17 protein-coding genes are annotated in these 21,784 nt (G+C 58.4%); 6 read left to right on the forward strand and 11 right to left on the reverse strand.

Annotation, left to right across the window (positions count from 1 at the left end; all coding sequences use genetic code 11):
• The first annotated feature begins 515 nt into the window (after nucleotides 1–515).
• Entirely contained in the window at nucleotides 516–989 is a 474-nt protein-coding gene (locus CU102_RS20620) for a hypothetical protein (protein ID WP_106713072.1), read from the forward strand.
• A 95-nt stretch (nucleotides 990–1,084) separates the two neighbouring features.
• On the opposite strand, the gene CU102_RS29465 is transcribed toward CU102_RS20620, so the two are convergent.
• Complete coding sequence (locus tag CU102_RS29465; RefSeq protein WP_133624622.1) at nucleotides 1,085–1,249, reverse strand: DUF1127 domain-containing protein; 165 nt, start codon at nucleotides 1,247–1,249, stop codon at nucleotides 1,085–1,087.
• A gap of 47 nt (nucleotides 1,250–1,296) precedes the next feature.
• Between CU102_RS29465 and CU102_RS20625 the strand changes: the two genes are divergently transcribed.
• Nucleotides 1,297–2,154 (forward strand): GNAT family N-acetyltransferase, encoded by an 858-nt coding sequence (locus CU102_RS20625; RefSeq protein WP_106712988.1) that lies wholly within the window; start codon nucleotides 1,297–1,299, stop codon nucleotides 2,152–2,154.
• 527 nt (nucleotides 2,155–2,681) lie between these two features.
• Here CU102_RS20625 and lepA read toward each other — a convergent pair.
• Nucleotides 2,682–4,490, reverse strand: coding sequence for a translation elongation factor 4 (gene lepA, locus CU102_RS20635; protein ID WP_106713073.1), 1,809 nt, complete (start codon nucleotides 4,488–4,490; stop codon nucleotides 2,682–2,684).
• Between the two features lie 144 nt (nucleotides 4,491–4,634).
• Between lepA and CU102_RS20640 the strand changes: the two genes are divergently transcribed.
• Entirely contained in the window at nucleotides 4,635–5,195 is a 561-nt protein-coding gene (locus CU102_RS20640; protein WP_106712990.1) for a DUF2239 family protein, read from the forward strand.
• 64 nt (nucleotides 5,196–5,259) lie between these two features.
• On the opposite strand, the gene CU102_RS20645 is transcribed toward CU102_RS20640, so the two are convergent.
• From CU102_RS20645 to pgi, 5 genes are all read right to left on the reverse strand, one after another.
• Nucleotides 5,260–7,242, reverse strand: coding sequence for a PhoX family protein (locus CU102_RS20645; protein ID WP_106712991.1), 1,983 nt, complete (start codon nucleotides 7,240–7,242; stop codon nucleotides 5,260–5,262).
• A gap of 130 nt (nucleotides 7,243–7,372) precedes the next feature.
• Nucleotides 7,373–8,362: a threonine/serine dehydratase family protein gene (locus CU102_RS20650; RefSeq protein ID WP_106712992.1), complete on the reverse strand. Its 990-nt coding sequence runs from the start codon at nucleotides 8,360–8,362 to the stop codon at nucleotides 7,373–7,375.
• 154 nt (nucleotides 8,363–8,516) lie between these two features.
• Entirely contained in the window at nucleotides 8,517–9,242 is a 726-nt protein-coding gene (locus CU102_RS20655; protein ID WP_106712993.1) for an HAD family hydrolase, read from the reverse strand.
• Nucleotides 9,242–10,294 (reverse strand): M14 family metallopeptidase, encoded by a 1,053-nt coding sequence (locus CU102_RS20660; RefSeq protein WP_106713074.1) that lies wholly within the window; start codon nucleotides 10,292–10,294, stop codon nucleotides 9,242–9,244. The genes CU102_RS20655 and CU102_RS20660 overlap by 1 nt, the downstream gene beginning before the upstream one ends.
• Before the next feature lie 37 nt (nucleotides 10,295–10,331).
• Entirely contained in the window at nucleotides 10,332–11,984 is a 1,653-nt protein-coding gene (gene pgi, locus CU102_RS20665) for a glucose-6-phosphate isomerase (protein WP_106712994.1), read from the reverse strand.
• A gap of 199 nt (nucleotides 11,985–12,183) precedes the next feature.
• Here pgi and CU102_RS20670 point away from each other — a divergent pair, with 199 nt between their 5' ends.
• The gene (locus CU102_RS20670) at nucleotides 12,184–12,627 is read left to right on the forward strand and encodes an SRPBCC family protein (RefSeq protein ID WP_106712995.1); all 444 of its coding nucleotides are present in this window, start codon (nucleotides 12,184–12,186) and stop codon (nucleotides 12,625–12,627) included.
• Between the two features lie 117 nt (nucleotides 12,628–12,744).
• Nucleotides 12,745–14,358 (forward strand): GMC family oxidoreductase, encoded by a 1,614-nt coding sequence (locus CU102_RS20675; RefSeq protein ID WP_106713075.1) that lies wholly within the window; start codon nucleotides 12,745–12,747, stop codon nucleotides 14,356–14,358.
• Here CU102_RS20675 and CU102_RS20680 read toward each other — a convergent pair.
• Complete coding sequence (locus CU102_RS20680; RefSeq protein ID WP_106713076.1) at nucleotides 14,355–15,986, reverse strand: Na+/H+ antiporter; 1,632 nt, start codon at nucleotides 15,984–15,986, stop codon at nucleotides 14,355–14,357. The two genes, CU102_RS20675 and CU102_RS20680, sit on opposite strands and share 4 nt — an antisense overlap.
• A 924-nt stretch (nucleotides 15,987–16,910) precedes the next feature.
• Between CU102_RS20680 and CU102_RS20685 the strand changes: the two genes are divergently transcribed.
• Nucleotides 16,911–18,605 (forward strand): long-chain fatty acid--CoA ligase, encoded by a 1,695-nt coding sequence (locus CU102_RS20685; RefSeq protein WP_425351583.1) that lies wholly within the window; start codon nucleotides 16,911–16,913, stop codon nucleotides 18,603–18,605.
• Between the two features lie 44 nt (nucleotides 18,606–18,649).
• Here the strand turns inward: CU102_RS20685 and CU102_RS20690 are convergent, their stop codons facing one another.
• The 3 genes from CU102_RS20690 to CU102_RS20700 form a co-directional block, all read right to left on the reverse strand.
• Nucleotides 18,650–19,027, reverse strand: a complete 378-nt coding sequence (locus CU102_RS20690; RefSeq protein ID WP_106712997.1) for a glyoxalase superfamily protein — start codon at nucleotides 19,025–19,027, stop codon at nucleotides 18,650–18,652.
• Between the two features lie 148 nt (nucleotides 19,028–19,175).
• Entirely contained in the window at nucleotides 19,176–20,765 is a 1,590-nt protein-coding gene (locus CU102_RS20695; protein ID WP_106712998.1) for a peptide chain release factor 3, read from the reverse strand.
• An 88-nt stretch (nucleotides 20,766–20,853) separates the two neighbouring features.
• Nucleotides 20,854–21,657 (reverse strand): class II glutamine amidotransferase, encoded by an 804-nt coding sequence (locus tag CU102_RS20700; protein ID WP_106712999.1) that lies wholly within the window; start codon nucleotides 21,655–21,657, stop codon nucleotides 20,854–20,856.
• Nucleotides 21,658–21,784 lie beyond the last annotated feature (127 nt).

Raw genomic sequence — 21,784 nt, forward strand, 5'->3', positions numbered from 1 at the left:
CTTTGACGTATCCATACCAATTCGGATAATCTGGTCCACGGACGGTCTCCTTCGATTGAGCTTTCAACGAACTCATTCTGGCACATTTGATGCCGTTGGGAGCCGTCCACCCCAACACGGGAAGGACGGGGATAGGATACGTCAGGTTTTGGGAACGTGGATAAATGGCACGATTATTTTCATGCAAAGGCACTGTGCGTGGTTCGACAAGTTCGGCAAACGGCCGATGCCGATTATCTTTCCCCTTGCGGGAGAGAATTGGATTTAGCCCTCGCTAAATCCTTAGAAAATCCAAGTGAGGGGGGTAATCCCGCCGCATAGAAACTTATCCCTCTCTTGTGATTTCTAGCACTCAGCTGCGATAAGGTGCTGAAATCATTTTCTCCCCTCAAGGGGGGAGAAAATGGCATCGCGAACAACTCCTCACCCTGACACCTCCTGACAGAAGGTTGTCAGGAGGCCTGCGCTATATTTATCCACGAAAGAGCGTAAGAACGGTGCGGGGAGGACAGGCCATGGACAAGATCGAGACACTGGGCAGCGCGGCGGATTTCGATTTCCTCATCGGCGAATGGAACATCCGCAATGTGCGGCTGAAGGAGCGTTTCAAGGGGTCTGACGACTGGGACATCTTTCCGGCGACGTCGAGCGTGCGCAAGATCCTCGAAGGCACGGGGAATATCGATGAAATGGACATTCCGGCCAAGGGCTTTGCCGGGCTGACGGTACGTCTGTTCAACCCGCGCGACGGCTCGTGGGCGCTGCATTGGGCCGACAGCCGCGCCAATGTCATGTTTCCGCCGGTCATCGGCCATTTCGACAGTGGCAAGGGCATTTTCTACGGCGACGACACGGATGACGGCGTGCCGGTGCGGGTGCGCTTCCTGTGGACGCCCTCGTCCGACATGCCGATCTGGGCGCAGGCCTTCTCCAAAGATGGCGGCGAGACCTGGGAAACCAACTGGATCATGGAGTTCACCCGGCGCTAGATCTGCCGGGCCACGCGCCTCATGCCGGGCCCGGTGAAACGGGCAGCATCCTCCCAAGCCTGCCCTTCCATCAGGACCCGGCTGGGGCGCAAAAATCAGCGGCGCGACATCTCGCGCGCAATGCGGGCGAAATCCGCCTGCTTGATGCCGATATCAGCGCGGTCACGCGCGCTCATGCCCTGCAGCATGGCATAAGCCTCACGATAGGCACTGTCATTGGCGCGGCGGCTGCGTGTGGCAAAATCAATCAGAAAGCTCATTGCCTGTTTCCTGGCTCTGTTTCAACAGGTACAGGATAGGCGCAGGGGTGGGGATTGTGCAGTGCAATATCTGCATGGGAGGTATGTCATGCAAGACCATTTCTTTAGAAAATACCCCTAATACTATCTCATCATTGCTGAAAAATCGGGTAAGGCCTAGCGATGCGATTTTTGACAGCATTCGCGAGGATTACGACGATTTTGATATATGGTTCGCAAAGTGCCGAACTGAAAAACGGAAATGTTGGATAATCAACGACGAATCGACGATAGCCGGCGTAGTCATTTTCAATGACGAGACGGATAAGCAGAAAGAATGGCCCTCGGCGGGTCGAAAAGTACTCAAAATATGCACTTTCAAGATTTCAGAGAAATACCGCGGCGGCCGTCTTGGAGAACAGTTTGTACGTCAAATACTTTGGTACGCGTATGAAAACCGCTACGAATCTGTCTATCTTACGGCGTTTGCCAAACAAGATATTCTTATAAACTTGATTTCATACTACGGTTTTCGTGAGGTCGGCCGATCCGCAAAGGGCGAGATCTGTTTCGAAAAAGAATGGGTTAACGTCAAAGCAATGGCCGACAGGTTTCTTGCTGCTAGATCCGATTACCCACGGCTGCCGGAATTTTCGTCAGACGCATTCCTGATTCCTATCAAATACGCCTTCTCACAACGTCTCTTTCCTGAAATTGATTCACTCTCGCACAAGGGGCAACTATCACTCTTCCAAGCAGTTGGTATTAATTCAGTTAGAGAAACATTGATCCCATCTACCAGCATTAGAAAAGCATACGTCTGCAATGCAGCGATGGATTCAATCGCAAGTGGTTCAGATCTGTACTTCTACCAAACTGTTTGCCAAAACGAAGGTATATCACAACATCTGGTCGCGCATGGATAGTTGACGATTATGTTACTGTACAATCAATCGAAGGCTTGGTCGCGGCCACAGCAAAGCGTACTGTTTACTCCAATTCGGAGCTTTTAAGGATCCTGCAGAAGAAAAATCCCAAACGAGTCATTCGATTTATTCACATGGGCTATCTAATGCCGCTAATAAATTTGGCAACGTTGAAGTCACAAGAGATTGTCAAAGGACACCTTCAATCGATCCTGAGGGTAAATGCTGTAGCTCACGCGAAACTTCGAGAATTGACACAGAACACGGTCCGAATCTCTCGACGTCCCGTCTGGCAAATTGCTTAGTTGGCCCCGACCTGCTCTTCCTGTTCCACGGTCAGCGGCTTGATGCCGGGCGTCGGTGGTTCGGGCTGGTCGCCTTGGGCGATGGGTGCCGCTGCGGGCGGGGTGCGCGGCTGGCTCGTGGTGCAGCCGGCAAGCGCCGCGCTGCACAGGATCAGGGCGAGAAGCGAGAGAGTGGCGGGGTACACAGGGCTCATCAGGCTGGGGAATTGAGGGCCGGAGCCCTCAACTATCGCCCATCTTCAGCGCCTGAATGAACGCTTCCTGCGGGATTTCGACCTTGCCGAACTGCCGCATGCGCTTCTTGCCTTCCTTCTGCTTTTCCAGAAGCTTGCGCTTGCGCGAGACGTCGCCGCCATAGCACTTGGCCGTCACGTCCTTGCGCAGGGCCGAGATGGTTTCGCGCGCGATCACCGTGCCGCCAATGGCCGCCTGGATCGGGATCTTGAACATGTGCTTGGGGATCAGGTCCTTGAGCTTTTCGCAAAGGTCGCGGCCGCGCTTTTCGGCGGCGGCGCGGTGCACCATCATCGACAGCGCGTCCACCGGCTCGCCATTCACCAGCACCGACATCTTGACCAGGTTGCCCTCGCGGTAATCCGACAGATGATAGTCGAAGGAGGCATAGCCCTGGCTGATCGACTTCAGCCGGTCATAGAAATCGAACACCACTTCGTTGAGCGGCAGGTCATAGGTGACCATGGCGCGCTTGCCGACATAGTTCAGATCGATCTGGATGCCGCGGCGGTCCTGGCAGAGTTTCAGGATCGAGCCGAGATAATCATCGGGGGTGAGGATCGTCGCGCGGATCCACGGCTCCTCGATGGTGGCGATCTTCATCACCTCCGGCATGTCGGCGGGATTGTGCAATTCGCGCTGGGTGCCGTCGGTCATGTTGAGCTTGTAGACGACGCTCGGCGCGGTGGCGATGAGATCGAGGTTGAACTCGCGCTCCAGCCGCTCCTGGATGATCTCGAGATGCAGGAGCCCGAGGAACCCGCAGCGGAAGCCGAAGCCGAGCGCGGCGGAGCTTTCCATCTCGAACGAGAAGGACGCATCGTTGAGGCGCAGGCGGCCCATGGCGGCGCGCAGATCCTCGAAATCCGCCGCATCGACGGGGAAAAGGCCGCAAAAGACCACTGGCTGTGCCGGCTTGAAACCGGGCAGGATTTCGGCGGTCGGGCGCTTGTCCTCGGTGATGGTATCGCCGACGCGGGTGTCGGCGACTTCCTTGATCGAGGCGGTGATGAAGCCGAACTCGCCGGGGCCGAGCTCATCGACGGCCAACATCTTCGGCGTGAATACGCCGGTGCGCTCGACCGGATATTTCGCGCCGGTGCCCATCATGCGGATGGTCTGGCCCTTTTTCAGGACGCCATCGATGATACGCACGAGAACGATGACGCCGAGATAGGCATCATACCAGCTGTCGACCAGCATGGCTTTCAGCGGCTTTGTGCGATCACCCTCGCGCGGCGGCGGCAGCTGGTTGACGATGGCTTCGAGCACATCCGGAATGCCGAGGCCGGTCTTGGCGGAGATGAGCACGGCCTGCGACGCATCGATGCCGATGACTTCCTCGACCTGCTCGCGGATGCGCTCCGGCTCGGCGGCGGGGAGATCGACCTTGTTCAAGACCACGACGATCTCGTGGTTGTTGTCGATGGCCTGATAGACATTGGCGAGCGTCTGCGCCTCGACGCCCTGCGAGGCATCGACGACCAGCAGCGAGCCTTCGCAGGCGGAGAGCGACCGCGACACCTCATAGGCGAAATCGACGTGGCCGGGCGTGTCGATCAGGTTGAGAACATAGGTCTCGCCATTGTTGGCCTTGTAGCTCAGCCGGACGGTCTGCGCCTTGATGGTGATGCCGCGCTCGCGCTCGATATCCATCGAGTCGAGCACCTGCTCCTTCATGTCGCGCAGCTCCAGCCCGCCGGTCGATTGGATCAGCCGGTCGGCAAGGGTGGATTTGCCATGGTCGATATGGGCGACGATGGAGAAATTACGAATGTGATCTAGTGGAGTGCTCATGCGCGCCACATAGAGCATTTCGGGCGGATTTGGAAGGGTAGCGTGCGGGTGGCCATAGAATAGCGAACAATAATTTTACCCGGGTATATTGACGAGGGTGTTTTACCCGGATAAAAATCTGCCATCCAACAGGTGAGCAGGATCATGGAAACGACAGAACAGACATGCACGGCCTTTCAGGGCATGCGGAAGATCGCGAGCGGCACGCGGGTAGAGGTGGCGCTGGCGCTGAGGCGCGCAGAGGATATCGGCGAGGCGATCCTTGTTTTCGACGATGCCACGGGAAAACAGGTGGAATTCGACCTGCGCGGCAGCGATGCGGAAATCGCTGACCGGCTGGACCAGAGCGAGCCGCGCAAGCCGGGCCGACCGAAGCTCGGCGTTACGGCACGTGAGGTAACGCTGCTGCCGCGGCAGTGGGACTGGCTCAACGCCCAGCCGGGCGGCGCTTCCGTTACGTTGCGCAAGCTGGTCGATGCGGCACGTAACGAAAATGGCGGGCGCGAAAGGAAGCGGCAGGCGCAAGGTGCAGCCGACAGCTTCATGATGGTAATGGCCGGCAACGAGCCGCACTACGAAGAGGCGGCGCGGGCGCTTTATGCCGGCAATGTGCAGCGCTTCACGGATTTGACGGAGCAGTGGCCCGCGGATGTGTGCGACCATGTTCGTATGCTGAGTGAACCAGCATTTGGCTGGGAGGATTGAGCGGAGCTTAAGACAATCTTGCCCTCATGATTCTGGGTACCATGAGGGCAAGTAAAGTTTCCGATCAAACGCCGATCTTGCCGCCACCCTTTTTGGTGATAGCGAGGACAGACGGGCGCACCGGCATGTTGTCCTTGAAGTCCGGCCAGCGGGTGGACAGGTCCTCGTAATAGGATGGGCGGCCGAAGGGCTTCCAATCCTCGCCGCCATCGCCCGGATGCTGGACAGCAACCATGAAAGTTGCCATGTCCGGCAGCATGAGCGGACCGCACATTTCCGCACCGACAGGCACTCGGAAGAACAGCTTTGACGTGGCGCGTGCCCCGCCTTCCGTATCGACTGCCCAAAGACCATCGGTGCGGCCGGTTTCCTTGGGTGAATTGCCGTCGGTGGATACCCAGAGGCGTCCATCCGCATCGACCGAGCAATTGTCCGGCATGCCGAACCAGCCGTTCTTGGTCGTGTCGGTGGAGAAGGATGCACCGACATCGGCGACTGATGGATCACCGCATTTCAGCAAGATTTCCCACTTGCCCTTAGTGGCGGCGAAGTTCCCATCTTCCTCGGCAATTTCGATGATGTGACCAAAGGCGTTCTTGGCGCGCGGGTTGGCACCGTCGACCTGCTCACCCGTGCGCTTGGTATTGTTGGTGAGCATGACATAGACCTTGCCATTGACGCCGTTCGGGCCAATATCCTCGGGGCGGTCCATCTTGGTCGCGCCAAGCAGATCGCCAGCCCTGCGGGTTTCGATCAGGACGTCGGCCTGGCTCTGGAAGCCGTTGGCTTCCGTCAGCGGTCCTTCGCCGAAGACAACCGGCAGCCAGTTGACCGAGCCGTCGACGTCGAACTTGGCGACATAGAGCGTGCCGTCATCGAGAAGATCCAGATTGGCAGCGCGGTCATCCGGGTTGAATTTTCCGGTGGTCACGAATTTATAGACATAGTCAAAACGCTCATCGTCACCGAGATAGAAGACGACACGACCATCCTTGGCAACGATGGAATCGGCGCCCTCATGCTTGAAGCGACCCATGGCAGTGCGCTTTTTGGGAATGGAATTGGGATCGTTCACATCGATCTCGACCACCCAACCAAAGCGGTTGGCCTCGTTCGGGTCCTTCGACAGATCGAAGCGGTCGTGGAAATTGCCCCAGTCGTAAACGCCTTCAGGGATACCCATGCGCTTGTAATTGGCGGCTTCCTTGCTGTCTGCCGGCAATTCACCGATGAAATAGCCATGGATGTTCTCTTCACCCGATACATAGGTGCCCCACGGCGTAACACCGCCTGAGCAATTATTGACCATGCCGAAAACTTTTTTGCCGGAAGAATCCGCATTGGTCTTGACGCGGTCATGCCCGGCAACAGGCCCAGACAGCTGCATTTCGGTGTTGGCGGTGATGCGGCGATTGAGCTTGCCATCCATCACGACCTGCCATTTGCCACCCTCCTTCTTGATCTCGACGACGCTGCCGCCGTGAGCAGCCATTTCAATGTCAACACGCTTTTGGTCAGCCGGTAAAACTTCCAGCTTGCCTTCGACGACCTTGACGATGCCGGGGAACATCAGATGCTCGTTGGTGTATTCGTGATTGACGACGAGAAGACCATGTTCCGACGAACCGTCGATCGGAATATAGCCCACATAGTCGTTGTTGTAGCCGAACTGCTTGGCCTGAGATTCCGGTGTCTGGTTCAGCGGATCAAACTCGGGCGAATCGGCAAAAATGCCATCACCCCAGCGCAGAAGGACATCCGCGTCATAACCGGCGGCGACATGGTGCGTCTCATCGATGCCGACCTCGACCTCCTCAAAAGTGAAAGCTGACTTGCTTTCGGCGCGCGCGTCATCTGCGAGCATCAGCGCCATGGGGCTAACAGTTGCGGCGATGGCGGATACCGCGAGTGAACCCTTCAGGAAGCCGCGGCGGGAGAATCGTGCTGCAATCAGTTCACCCATCGTCGCGTTGTCAGTCGGGTTGTGACCCGGACCGTCATTTTCCTCGAGCAGGCTGGTGCGGAATGTCTGAGATTGGTCGTTCATGGCGCTTACCTCTGGCTATCTGGCTGGGGAACGGATTGGAACCGTAATTCCCCGCTATGACGGCAGCGTAACAGTCTGATGACAAAACCCCATGTTTGTGCGCACGTGCGACGAAGGTCGCCACCAAAGATCACGCTGCCGCGATGAGCCCGCCATAAACATCGAGGTCGACATTACCCCCGGAGAGCACGACGGCGACCGTCTTGCCCTTGATATCCACTTCGCCAGTCGCCAAAGCGGCCAGAGCAACACATCCGCCAGGCTCGACGATCAGCTTGAGATAATTGGCCGCATCACGCATGGCGGATCTGACCGCGCCATCCGAAACGGCGACACCGCCGGCAAGATTGTGCTTGTTGATCGGAAAGGTCAGCTCACCCGGCTGCGGCGTCAGAATGGCGTCGCAGATGGAACGGTGGCCAGCTTCGTTGCTCACACGTTCACCAGCAATCAGGGAACGGCGCAGATCATCGAAATTTTCCGGCTCGACGCCCCAGATGCGGGTCTGTGGAGAGGCGGCCTTAACAGCAACGGAGATTCCGCTGATGAGACCTCCGCCTCCGCTCGGCACGAAGACTTCGTCAAGAGTCAAACCGCGTTCCCTCGCCTCAGCAACGAGCTCAAGGCCGATCGTCCCCTGCCCGGCCATGATCGAGGGATCGTCATAGGGCGGTACCAGGACCATGCCGCGTTCTTCTATGAAGGGTATCGCAACCGCTTCGCGGCTCTCCTTGTAGCGGTCAAAGAACACCACTTCGGCGCCGTAGGACCGCGTATTGGCGATCTTGGTCTGCGGTGCGTCGGCCGGCATGATGATAACGGCATTGATGCCGAAAAGCCGTGCCGAGCTGGCGACGCCCTGGGCGTGATTGCCCGAGGAGAAAGCGACAATGCCCCGTGCCCGTTCCTCTGCCGTGAACTGACTGATGCGGTTATAGGCGCCGCGAAACTTGAATGAGCCAGTGCGCTGCAGACATTCCGGTTTGAACAGGATGCGCGCGCCATACCTAGCATTCAGCGCTTCCGATTCTATGAACCGAGTGGGCATAAGATGGCCTTGAAGCCGCGATGCGGCCGCCTCGACATCGTTTATTCCAACGGCAAAACCCTGGCTGTCCATCCGGCCCTCGCTCAAACGCTTTATTTTTCGCAATTCCGGACGGAACCCGCATCGGAATTGTTTCTTGATGATATCGGATTGATAGCACTCTGATTGGCTTCAATCACTCAAATCATTGTCATGATAGCAATTGAAACGGGTTGCCCGAGACTGTTCAAGCACGACTTTTCAGATATTGCGGCAGTTCGGCAATGGAACCAAGGATTGCGTCGCTGAGCGGGCCAAGATCGTCGAGCGTGCTGTTACCGGACAATACGCCGATGGCCAGCCCGGCGCCTGCCGCATGAGCCATTTCGAGGTCATGGGCATTATCGCCGACCATGGCGATCACATCCGGCTTCAGGCCGGTTCTGGTAGCGAAAAGGTGCAGCTGGTCCGCATGCGGTTTGGCACGCGTCACTGAATCATAGCCAATGATGGCACTGAACAATGCCGTCAGGCCCAATGCCCCCGCGGTTGCCCGTGCTCCTGCCTCCGAATCATTGGTGGCGATCCCGAGCACAAAGCCCTGTGCCACCAGCGCTTCGAGCGTTTCCCGTAGTCCTTCGATGCCGACGGCGCGGCGGGAGCCTTCCCGTACCGCGTAGTCGTCGTAAGCGCGAATGCGTTCGCGCTTTTCAGCGAGCGTCAGTTCCGGATGCCACAGATCGACGATGTCGTGGATTGTGCCGGCGGCAACAACAGAGCCGCCACGGAACTTTTCCATTTCCCAGTCGTAACCGCCAGCTTCGACAAGTGCCCGCGCCCGTGCCTCATCGCCATCGGCAGCCTTGTGCGCCAGCTCCATGGTGATGCCGAACCAGGTGCGGTTGAAATCAACCAGTGTGCCATCCTTGTCGAACAGGATGCCGCGGATCTGTGATGAGCCGGCGGTTGCCATCAGGCTTCCAGCGAGCCGGGCCTGGCGTTGTCGGACCGTTTCGTGCCCAGCAATTTCATCAGGTCATCGCCGCGGCGCGTGTAGCGATGACTGCGGCGTGTGAGAATCCGCCCGGCCTGGGGAGCCGTCAGTGTGATGTCGCCGCCCGGATCACCAGGGATGGTCACTACTGTCACGAGCTTCGCACCGGCCTCTACCTCATCGCCGATGTCGGCATGGAACAGGATCATGCCTCCTTGTGGGGCGCGAATCATTTCGACATTCTCGAGCGGGGTGACAGGACCGTTGAAATCGACCTTCAATTCGACGCTGCTGTCACTGATGACACCGCGATGGACGAGGAAGCGATAGAGGCCTTCGGCATCGGATTTGCCCGTTTCGATGTCGACGTCGTTCAGGCCGCGGAATTCCACCGTGGTGACGGCGCGCGCCTTGCGCTGCGCCTCCGGCAGCTGGAGAACAGGATGGGTGCAGGCTTCCTCGAATGCTGCATCGGCCGTGCTGTCCCAGGACAGGATGGCCGTCGATCCGAGAGCGGAAGCGAGGTCGTACATCTCCGGCAGGAAAGCCTTGTGGACATAGAGATAGCTTTCGCTTTCGTCATCGCAATGCAGATCGAGCACGATCTCATGCGGCAAGGCCAGACGCAGAAGCTGTGCCTTCAGCCGCTCGGCGAGGGATTTCGGCGCATCGATCGCCGGGAGTGCCGCAGTGTCGAAGGTTTCAAGCAGCGGGAAGGAGCGGTTGAAGTTGACGTTGGAGAAGAATTCGAAACGGCCAAGGTGGTGATGCGCCAGCCACTGCGCAGAGCCGATTGGATTGGCCTGCGGCACCACGGTGATATTGCCGGCGACGCGGCCCTCCTTCTCGGCCTTTTCAAGCATGGGAATGAGAAAATGCAGCGCGGCCTGCCCCGGCAATTCCGAACCGTGCAAGGAGGATTGCAGATAGGCCGCCACGGCCATTTCATTCCTGCCTTCGAAGCGCAGCACGCGCAATTCGATTGAGTTGCCCGGCACATCGCCGGCCAGCGTGATCGTTTCCGTCTTCATCATTCTCTTCCCGATAACCCCGTCTGTAACCTTGGCCTTATTTATCGCGACGCTTGCGCAGGTGCGCGACAAGCCCTTGCGTGGAAGCGTCCTTGTCCTTCGGCTTGACCTCGCCGGAAACGACCGGCAGCAGTTCGGTCGCCAGCTCCTTGCCAAGTTCCACGCCCCACTGATCGAAGGCGTTGATGCCGAAAAGCTGCGCCTCGACAAAGACGCGATGCTCGTAGAGCGCTATGAGGCGCCCGAGCGTGTAAGGATCGAGCTTGTCGTGGATGATGGTGATCGACGGCCGGTTGCCGGTGAAGACCCGGTGCGGCGCGATCCGCTTCACTTCCGACTTCGGCAGGTTCTTGGCCTTGAGCTGCGCTTTGGCTTCTTCCAATGTGCGGCCCTTCATTAGGGCTTCGGACTGGGCGAGGCAGTTGGCGAGCAGCATCTCATGCTGATTGTCGAGGTGCGGCTCGTGTCCCTTGGCGGCGACGATGAATTCGACCGGGATAGTATCAGTGCCCTGGTGCAGAAGCTGGAAGAAGGCGTGCTGGCCGTTGGTGCCGGGCTCGCCCCATACGACTGGGCCTGTTGGGCCGGAAACCGGCTTGCCATCGACTGTGACACCCTTGCCGTTCGATTCCATGTCGAGCTGCTGCAGATAGGCGGGAAGCCTGGAGAGGCGCTGATCGTAAGGGATGACAGCGCGGCTGGTATAGCCGGAAATGGCGCGGTGCCAATAGCCGACGAGACCGAGCATCATCGGTAGGTTCTTGGACAGTGCTGCCTTGCGGAAATGCTCGTCCATTGAATGGGCGCCGTCGAGGAAGCGGCCGAAATTCTCCGGGCCGATGGCGATCATCAGCGGCAGGCCGATGGCTGACCAGATCGAATAGCGGCCGCCGACCCAATCCCAAAAGCCGAAGATGCGGTCTGCAGGAATGCCGAAGGCGTCGATCTTGTCGAGCGCCGTCGAGACAGCAGCGAAATGCTGCCCGACGGCCGTTTCGCCCAGCGCGTCGGCGATCCATTTGCGTGCCGCCTTGGCGTTGGTCATGGTCTCGATGGTGGTGAATGTCTTCGACGCAACGATGACCAGTGTCGTCGCGGGATCAAGCCCGGCGAGCGTATCGGCGATGTGCGCGCCGTCGACATTGGAAACAAAATGGGCCTTCGGGCCATCATGGTATGGTGACATGGCGAGCGTCGCCATGGCAGGTCCGAGATCGGAACCGCCGATGCCGATATTGACGATGTCGGTGATCGGCTTGCCTTTCGAACCCTTGATCTCGCCTGACCGCAAGCCATTGGCAAAGGCGGACATGCGATCAAGCACATCCTTGACACCCGGCATGACATCCTCGCCATCGACCTTGATCGGTTTGCCGGAGCGATTGCGCAGGGCTATGTGCAGGACGGCGCGGCCTTCCGTATTGTTGATTGGTTTGCCGGCAAACATTGCGTCGCGGCGTTCTTCGACCTTGGCTGCTTTCGACAGATCGCCAAGCAGCGACAGTGCTTCGTCGTCGACGAGGCATTTCGACCAGTCGAGGAGCAGATCATCGAGCTGGAGTGAGTAGCGGGAAAAGCGCTTCGGATCATCGGCGAAGGCCACGCGCATATCTTTCGGCGCGCCCTTTTTCCAATGTGCTTTCAATGCCTGAACCGACCGCTTGAGGTCGTTCGCTTGTCCTGACGCCATATCTGTCTCCTGAAATCACGCTTGATGGTGGGCAAACTGCCACCGGAATCATTTTAGTTCAATCGACCGAAGGAAGAATCTCCGGCCTTTCCATTATACGGCAAGTCTGAGCTGCAAAAGCAGGCGGAACTGCGGCGCCGGGGCGCTTCTATTTATCTGAATATTATTCTAAATTTGCTCCAAAAGGGAGGGTCTCAGCATGGATTTGTCGGGAGAAGAACGGATTGCAGCTTCGCGTGATGCCGTATGGAAGGCCTTGAATGATACGGAGATCTTGAAGGCATGCATACCCGGTTGCGAAAGCCTTGAAAGAGTTTCGGATACGGAACTGGATGCTGTGGTCGGCGTCAAGATCGGGCCGGTCAAGGCGCGCTTCAACGGCAAGGTCGAACTGACCAATCTCAATCCGCCACTGTCCTACACGATCTCTGGTGAAGGCAAAGGTGGCGTTGCCGGATTTGCCAAGGGCGGTGCCGACGTGACCTTGACAGAGGAGGGCGCCGAAACAGTGCTGGCCTATGTGGTGAATGCGGATGTGGGCGGCAAGATCGCCCAGGTTGGCAGCCGGTTGATATCATCGACATCGAAGAAGCTGGCGACGCAGTTCTTTGAAAACCTAAATGCGGCCGTCAGCGGAAGCTAGAGCGAATTCCCCTGCCCTGTCGCAATTTCCATAAGCCATGGCGGAAAGCCGTTTGGGTTTGTGGCGCTGAAGCCGGATATCCTGACCGCACGCGATTTCGCACCGGGTAAGGTATTCATGCGCACTTTTGATTTTGTCATCGTCGGATCTGGATCGGCCGGTTCGGTCGTGGCGGAACGACTGTCCGCAGATGGGCGGTATTCGGTACTGGTTCTGGAAGCGGGCGGCAGCGACCGGCGATTCTTCGTGTCCATGCCACTTGGCTATGGCAAGACGTTCTACGACAAATCGGTCAACTGGATGTATCGCGCTGAACCTGATCCAGGTCTCGGCGGCACTGCTGACTACTGGCCGCGCGGCAAGGTGCTCGGCGGATCAAGTTCAATCAATGCGATGGTCTATGTCCGCGGCGCGGCGGAAGACTTTGACGAGTGGCGCGACCGCGGGAATCCAGGCTGGGGCGCTTCCGACGTTTTGCCAGTCTTCCGCTCGCTTGAAAATCACGAAGGGCCATCGAACAGCCTTGGACGTGGTGGGCCGCTTGAAGTCACCGATTGCTCGGAGCTGTTCCATCCGCTGGCAAATCAACTGATCAAGGCCGCCCAGGAAGCCGGGCTTGCCTATAATCCCGACTTCAACGGGGCGACGCAGGAGGGTGTCGGCGCGTTCCAGCTAACGACCAAGGGCGGACGGCGCATGTCCGCCGCTCGGGCATTCCTGCGGCCAGCGATGAAGCGACCAAACGTGACGGTCCTCACTGATGCCATGGTGACCCGGATCACTTTCGACGGAGTGCGAGCGACCGGCGTCGAGTACGTGCGCCACGGCAAACGGGAGGCGGTCAAGGCGGGTCGGGAGGTTATCCTGTCCGGTGGGACGATCAATACGCCCCAATTGCTCGAGCTGTCTGGCGTCGGCGATGCAGCGCGTTTGCGTGGGCTTGGCATTCCCGTTGTGCAGCATAACGCCCAGGTTGGCGAAAACCTGCAGGATCACCTCGGCATCAACTATACCTACAAAGCCAACGTTCCTACGCTCAATCAGGTGCTCCGTCCATGGTGGGGCAAGGCGCTTGCTGGAATCGAGTATCTGCTGTTGCGGACCGGCCCGTTGTCGATCAGCATGAACCAGGGTGGCGGGTTCTTCCGCACCGACCCCTCGCGCAAGCGCGCCAACATGCAGCTCTATTTCCAGGCGTTCTCTACCGTGGTGCCCAAAGCCGGGGAGCGGCCGATTTTGACTCCAGATCCCTGGCCGGGCTTCTCGATCGGCCTTTCCAATTGTCGTCCGACAAGCGTCGGTTCGATTCATGTTCGCTCCGGCAATCCGCTGGAACAGCCGAGAATTGTGCCCAATGCATTTTCGACCGATCACGATGTCGCGGAGGTGCTGGACGCCGTAAAATTCCTGCGCAAGGTCGCTGCAACGCCCACCATGTCCAGGCTGATCATCGAGGAACTTCTGCCGGGTCCTTGCTGTCAGAGCGACGCGGAATTGATCGCGGATTTCAGGAAGCGCAGCGGCACCGTGTACCACCCGGTTTCGACTTGCAGGATGGATCCGGATCCCTCGCAATCAGTCGTCGATCCGCGGCTTCGCGTGCATGGCATCGACCGGTTGCGCATCATCGACTGCTCGGTGTTTCCAAACATCATATCGGGCAATACCAACGCCGCGGCCATGATGGTCGGCGCAAAGGGGGCTGAGCTCGTGCTGGAGGATCAGAGCTAGCCGTACCTGGCTTCGAGGAGATCAATGTCACGGACCATCTTCGTGGCCATGGTGCTCTCGAGCCGCCTCGCCCGGACGAGCCGGTAGATTTCCTGCCGCTCCGCCTTCAGCGCAGTAATGTGCAGCAACTTCCCGATTTCCTCGCTGCGCGCAGCTTGCTCGCGCTCCTCACCAAGGTGCATGCGTTCATCGATACGCTTGCGGTAAAGCTCCATGATCTGCGCGGCCACATCGGCATAGGTATCCGCGTCGGCGCGCCCTGCCGCAAGATCGTGCTGCGCTCGTTCGACCGCCATGATAGCTGCCTCGGCAGCCGCAATGCGCGCATAATCCTCTTGCTTTTGATGGGAATCCTCGATGGGCAAGTCAATGTTCTTGAGCAGGCGGGGAAGACAAATGCTCGCCATGATCAACGACAGGATGATCACGCCCGTTGCCAGGAAAATGACGAGATCGCGGGCGGGAAATAGGCTTCCGTCGGCAAGGAACAGAGGCAGTGTCAAAATGCCAGCAAGGGTAATTGCGCCGCGAACACCAGCAAACGACATGGTGGCGATGAGCCGCCAGGTAGGACGCACCACGGCCTGCCGTTCGCTCGCCGGACGCGCCAAGGCGATGCGCCACGATGCCCAGATCCAGAGGAAGCGCAATGCGCCCAATGCGGAGTATATGATCACGACATAGAATAGCAGCCACCAGGGACTCGAACTCTCCGCCTGGACGTTCTCAACTGCACCAGAAAATATGCCCGGCAGCTGTTCACCCAGGAGCACGAAGATAGTGCCATTGGCGGCGAACTGCACGGTGTCCCAAACGGCCGTGCGCCGAACTCTTGTCAATGCGAGGGACTGGGCGGTGATTTCGGAATAGCTCATGGTGATACCGGCAGCGACGGCAGCGAGAATGCCCGATGCATGGACATACTCGGCAAGAAGATAAGCGCCGAAAGGAATGAGCAGGCTGATGAGGATCTGCGAGCCACTCTCTTCGCCAAGATGCCGGGTCAGAAAGGCCTTGCCTCGAGTAACGCCGACTGTGACGCCAACCCCGATAGCGATACCGGCGAAAGCAAGCCAGAGGAAAGTAAGGAAGGCCTCGGATAATGAGAAAGACCCGGTGAGCATGGCCGCTACGGCAAAACGCATGCAGACGAGGCCGGACGCATCATTGAGTAGCGACTCGCCTTCAAGGATGTGCATCATACGCGACGGGATCGGCACGCGGGCAGCGATGGATGAGACGGCGATCGGGTCGGTCGGTGAGACGATTGCTGCCAGCGCAAAGGCCACCGGAAGCGGAACAGACGGGATCATCCAGTGAACGAGAAAGCCGAGGCCGACCACTGTTAGGATGACAAGGCCAAGCGCCATCTCCAGAATGATGCCCTTGTCGCGGAACAGACCTTCCTTGGGGATGCGCCAGCCATCGAGGAACAGCAGCGGCGGCAGAAACAGCAGAAAAAAGATGTCCGGATCCAGCTCCACCCGAATGGTGGTCACCGAGGCAATTGCCGCGCCAAGCCCGATCTGCACCAGCGGCAGCGGCACCGGCACAGGCAACATGCGGATGATGGAATCACTGACCACAACGGCCAGCAACATCAGCAGGACAACTGTTATTGTTTCCACGGCGAATCCAGTATCGGTCAATAGAGCAAGATGAAGGAGGAGCACCTGCTTTGTCGAGGCGAACCGTGGCAACTTTGCGCCCGGATAATGCTCTTTGGGTGAATTGCACGAAACAATTACACAACCATTTTTACGTTTACGTTAATGTAAATACTTGCGCAGGCGACACCTCTCGCAATAGATAGAATTGTTGAGTAGCATGTGCGGGGTTTTGGGGAACCGTACGGCTTCAAGAAAGCTAACTGGGAGGTTAATGTGGCCAAAGAGACAACACCGGCAAAAGCGCCGAAGCGCGCGCCGGCGCAACCGGCATCCGACAAGGCGGCAAAGACCGCTGCACCTGCTTCAAAGAGACCAACCGGTAGTGTCAAAACAACCGCGAGCAACAGTAGTTCCGGAACAACGCCAAACGCTGCCAAGGTTGTCAAGGCACGGGCCAAAGTACCCGCGTCGAAGGCGACGGCCAAGCCCGCAAAAGTAGCGGACACTGCGGAAGTGGTGAGCGCTGTAAAGGCATCCGCGAAGACAACTAAAACGGCTGTGTCGCCTGCGAAGGCTCCGGCCAAAACACCAGCGCCCACAAAAGCGGCCGCCAAGCCTGCAGTCCAGGCATCCGCCTCAAAGGCTAAGGCCAAGTCGGCGAACGCAGCGGACACCGCGGAAGCGGTAACCACGGCAAAGGCACCTGCGAAAGTGACTAGAACTGCAGTGTCGCCTGCGAAGGCTCCGGCCAAAACGCCAGCTCCCGCAAAAGCGGCCGCCAGGCCTGCCAAAGCAGCGGATACCGCGGAAGCGGTAGCCGCGGCAAAGGCACCTGCAAAGGTGACTGCCAAGGCCCCTGGCAAGACGCCCGCGCCAGCAAAAACCGGGGCAAAGGCTGCACCAAAAGCCGAGACATGGGCGCCGAAAGCAGAGGCGCAAACAGTGAAGGCCGCAGAAAAGGCCACCAGCAAGGCGCCCAAGCCATGGGTAAAGCATTATCCCGATGGCGTTCCTGCCGACATCGCTCCGTTACAGTATGAGTCGGTCGGCGATTTGTTCGCCATGACCTTCAGAGAGTATAGCAACCGGCCGGCATTCAGTTGCATGGGCAAGACCATCACCTATGCCGAGCTTGATCGCCACTCCAAATCCATGGCCGCATGGTTTCAGTCGCGCGGACTTGTCAAAGGCGATCGCGTCGCGGTGATGATGCCCAATGTGCTGCAATATCCGATCACGATTGCCGCAATCCTTCGGGCTGGTCTGACCGTCGTCAACGTCAATCCGCTTTATACGCCGCGAGAGCTTGAGTACCAGTTGAAGGACAGCGGCGCGAAGGCCATTGTCATCCTGGAGAACTTCGCTGCAACGCTGGCGAAGGTCGTCACCAAGACACCAGTCCAACACATCGTCGTCGCGGCGATGGGAGACATGATGGGTGTCAAGGGTCATCTGGTGAATCTCGTGGTGCGGCGGGTCAAGAAAATGGTTCCCGCCTGGTCATTGCCGGGGCACACACCATTCAAGACGGCCTTGGTCAAGGGTGCAGCTCAGACCTTGAAACCCGTTGAAGTCAAAGGGCAGGATATCGCCTTCCTGCAATATACTGGCGGCACCACCGGCGTTTCCAAAGGTGCGATCCTGACGCACAGCAACATTGTTTCCAATGTCGCGCAGATGCGACTGTGGTGCGACGTCGCTTACCGCATCAAGCCACGTCCGAACGACCTGACGTTCATCTGCGCCTTGCCGCTCTATCATATCTTCGCTTTGACGGTGAACGCGATGATGGGCATGGAACAGGGTGCGCTGAACGTGCTTATTCCAAACCCGCGCGACATTCCGGGCTTCGTGAAGGAACTGCAGAAGCACAAGATGCACATTTTCCCGGGCCTGAACACGCTGTTCAACGGCCTTCTGAACAATGACGATTTCCGCAAGCTCAACTTCACTGGGCTGATCCTGTCGCTTGGCGGCGGTATGGCGGTACAGAAGCCAGTGGCCGATCGGTGGAAGGAAGTGACAGGCTGCCTGATTACCGAAGGCTACGGCCTGTCGGAAACATCACCCGTCGCATCGGCTAACAGGCTCGACGCTGCGGAATTTTCGGGGACGATCGGGTTGCCCCTGCCCTCAACGGATTTTTCCATCCGCGACGATGATGGCAAAGAGCTTCCCTTCACGGAAGTGGGCGAAATCTGCATACGCGGACCGCAGGTGATGGCGGGCTACTGGAACCGCCCGGACGAGACGGAGAAGGTGATGACCGCCGACGGGTTCTTCCGATCCGGTGACATGGGCTATATGGACGAGCGCGGCTACACCAAGATCGTCGATCGCAAGAAGGACATGATCCTGGTCTCCGGTTTCAATGTCTATCCGAACGAGATCGAAGAAGTCGCCATGGAGCATCCCGGCGTTCGCGAGGCAGCGGCTATCGGTGTTCCCAACGACAATTCCGGCGAGACGGTGAAGCTCTTTGTCGTGCGCAAAGATCCAGCACTGACCGAGGAGGCAGTCAAAGCTTTCTGCTCTGAACGGTTGACCAACTACAAACGTCCGCGCACCGTCGAGTTCCGCGACGAACTACCGAAAAGCAATGTCGGCAAGATATTGCGCCGGGAATTGCGGAGCTAGGACAGGTCCGGGGAGGGCTCGATCCCTCCCCGCCCATTTCGCGGTTAGATTGGCTGACCGACGTCGATGCGGTTTCCGTCCGCATCTTCGAATACGAAGGCCCTGAGCCCATAGTCTTTGTCACGCAGCCCCTTGATGATGCGCAGGCCCTGGCGCTGGCAGATGGTGTACAGCGCATCAACGTCGTCCACCATCATGTGGATTACATTGAAAGGAGCGGCCTTGTGATCCTTCTGCAAGGTCAGATGCAATTCGGCCTTGTCGCGCTTCAGGATCATGAACCCGACCGGATCTCCGTTCTGAAAGGTCTTGGTGAAACCTAGCACGTTTGCGTAGAAATCGTGGGCGCGGACGATATCCTTGACGGGCAGCATAGCCGCTATGCGTCCAAACTGGATCGAATTGGCAAGATTGTCATTCATGTCATAACCTCATGGTTTGGAAGACAGCGACGGGTTCAACGCACAGTGGCGTCAAGGCATCGATGCATTTCCCCGGAAAGATCATGAGACGGTGCCCACACCCTCCCCTATAGCGGGAGGGTGAGCCTCGGCAAAGTGCTTATAGCTGTCAGGCAGCCTTTTCGCGAACCTGATAATCCTTGATCGCAGCGAAGCGGATCGCCTTCCAGCGTTCTGCTTCGTAGGACAGCGAGAAGGAATTCTGCGCCAGGAATACCGGATCATTGTCGAGATCGTGGGCGATGTCAGCGCGGTGCGCGTTGATGAAGCGCTGCAGCTCCGCCGGGTCGTCCGCCGAAATCCAGCGGGCAACGGTGAAGCGCGCTGGCTCGAAGCCGACTGGCAGCGTGTATTCGACCTTCAGCCGTTCGGTGAGGACGTCGATCTGCAGTGCGCCGACCACGCCGACAATGGCGGGCGAACCGTCATCGGGCAGGAAGAGCTGCACAACGCCTTCTTCCGCCATTTGCTGCAGTGCTTCGCGCAGCTTCTTGGCCTTCATGGCATCGTCAAGCCGCACGCGGCGCAGGATTTCCGGCGCGAAGTTCGGGACGCCGCGGAAGAGCAGATCTTCGCCCTCCGTCAGCGTATCGCCAATGCGCAAGGTGCCATGGTTGGGAATGCCTACCACGTCACCCGCCCAGGCCTCGTCGGCAATCTGGCGGCTGCGGGCAAAGAAGAACTGCGGAGCCGACAGCCCCATTGGCTTGCCGGTGCGTACCAACTTGGCTTTCATGCCGCGCGACAGCTTACCAGAACAGACGCGCAGAAAGGCGATACGGTCGCGATGATTGGGATCCATGTTGGCCTGGATCTTGAATACGAAGCCGGTCATCTTGTCTTCCGTCGCTTCAACCTTGCGGGTATCGGCGTCCTGGGCACGCGGGCTTGGACCATAGTCACAGAAGGCCTCGATCAGATCGCGGACGCCATAGTTGCGCAACGCCGACCCGAAATAGACCGGTGTCATGTGTCCTTCCCGGAAAGACTGCAGATCGAAGGGATTGCAGGCATCACGGGCGAGCGTCACCTCATCGATCCAGGCCTGGCGCTCGTTTTCCGGTAAAAGGCCCGATGCCGCGGCGGCCTCAGGGCCGTTGACCGGTGTCGGCACTTCTTCCTCGTCGCGCCGCCGCACCGTATTCGTTTGCAGATTATAGGTGCCGGCGAAGCTCTTGCCGCGTCCGATCGGCCAGGTAATGGGGGCCGTGTCCAGCGCCAGCTTCTGCTCGATCTCGTCGAGAATGTCGTAAGGATCGCGGCTTTCCCGGTCCATCTTGTTGACGAAGGTGACAATCGGGATATCGCGCATGCGGCAGACTTCAAAAAGCTTGAGCGTGCGCGACTCGATGCCCTTGGCGGCGTCGATAACCATGACTGCACTGTCGACGGCGGTCAGCGTGCGGTAGGTATCGTCGGCAAAGTCTTCGTGGCCGGGCGTATCGAGCAGGTTGAAGATGCAGTCCTTGTATTCGAAGGTCATCACCGATGTGACAACCGAGATGCCGCGATCGCGCTCGATGTTCATCCAGTCGGAACGGGTCTGGATACGGTCCTTCTTGGCCTTGACTTCACCGGCAAGCTGGATCGCTCCGCCGAACAGCAGCAGCTTTTCGGTCAGTGTGGTTTTACCGGCGTCGGGATGCGCGATGATCGCAAAGGTACGGCGCTTGGTGACAGGATGGTCGGCAGAAGACATAGAGACGGCTCAAACTCGATAAAGGAATGGTTGCGCGCCTTCTATCAGTCGGAGCCCGTGCCGTCGACTGTCATTTCTGAATAGCAGATCAGGCGGTTTCGGCGACCTGCTTCGTTTCTTCGGTCAGGAAGGGCTCGATAGCGATGCGCTTGCTGCTTTTGACCGTCACGAAACTGTTTGGCGGGACCGGCATCCAGTTTCCGGCCTCGCCATCGAGAGGCTCCGACACCACACAAAGACCAGCGCTTGCAAGACTGGCGGTATATAGCGAAGGGGCAAAACGATCGGTTGCGTAGCGAACCGCATAGAGCTGCTTGCCGTCGGAGAATGCGGCGGTGAGCCGGATGAACGCCGGCACATTGGAGCGTTCGGCTTCGGCCACGATGGCCGCAACGGTATCAGCCAAAGCCTGCGCCGGATCATCGTCAAGTCCGTGCTGCAGCATCAGCAGGAAAATCAGTTCGGAGTCGGTCGATCCGAGCTTCTGGGCGTATAGCGCATCGTCGAGGCGAGCTTCCAATCCGCGCCGCAACCGGTCGAAATGGCCGATCTGGCCATTGTGCATGAAGCTCCATCTGCCGGACACGAAGGGGTGACAGTTCGTGCGGCTGGTCGCGCCGCCGGTCGATGCCCGGACATGGGCGAGGAAGAGGTGCGAGCGTATCTGCCGCGACAGGCTCTTCAAGTTCTGGTCGGACCAGGCGGGCAGGATATCCCGGTAAAGGCCGGGCTCATCCCTTTCGCCGTACCAGGCAACGCCAAAGCCATCGCCATTGGTGCGGGTCTTGGCCTCATGCGCATCATGGCTCTGGGCGATCAGCGAATGACAGGGAGAGGCAATAACATCTTCAAGATAGAGCTGCGGTCCAAGATAGGCTGCCCAACGACACATGAATCACCTGGTTTTGATCACAATAACTGACAATACCGCGCAAAGACGCTCTTGGGAATCGCCCGGATGGGGTAGGTTCCTGACCTTGGGCCTGTTAGAAGGAGATGGTGTGCAAAGAATGGATGCA

The organism is Phyllobacterium brassicacearum (assembly GCF_003010955.1).
Taxonomy (GTDB): Bacteria; Pseudomonadota; Alphaproteobacteria; order Rhizobiales; family Rhizobiaceae; genus Phyllobacterium; species Phyllobacterium brassicacearum.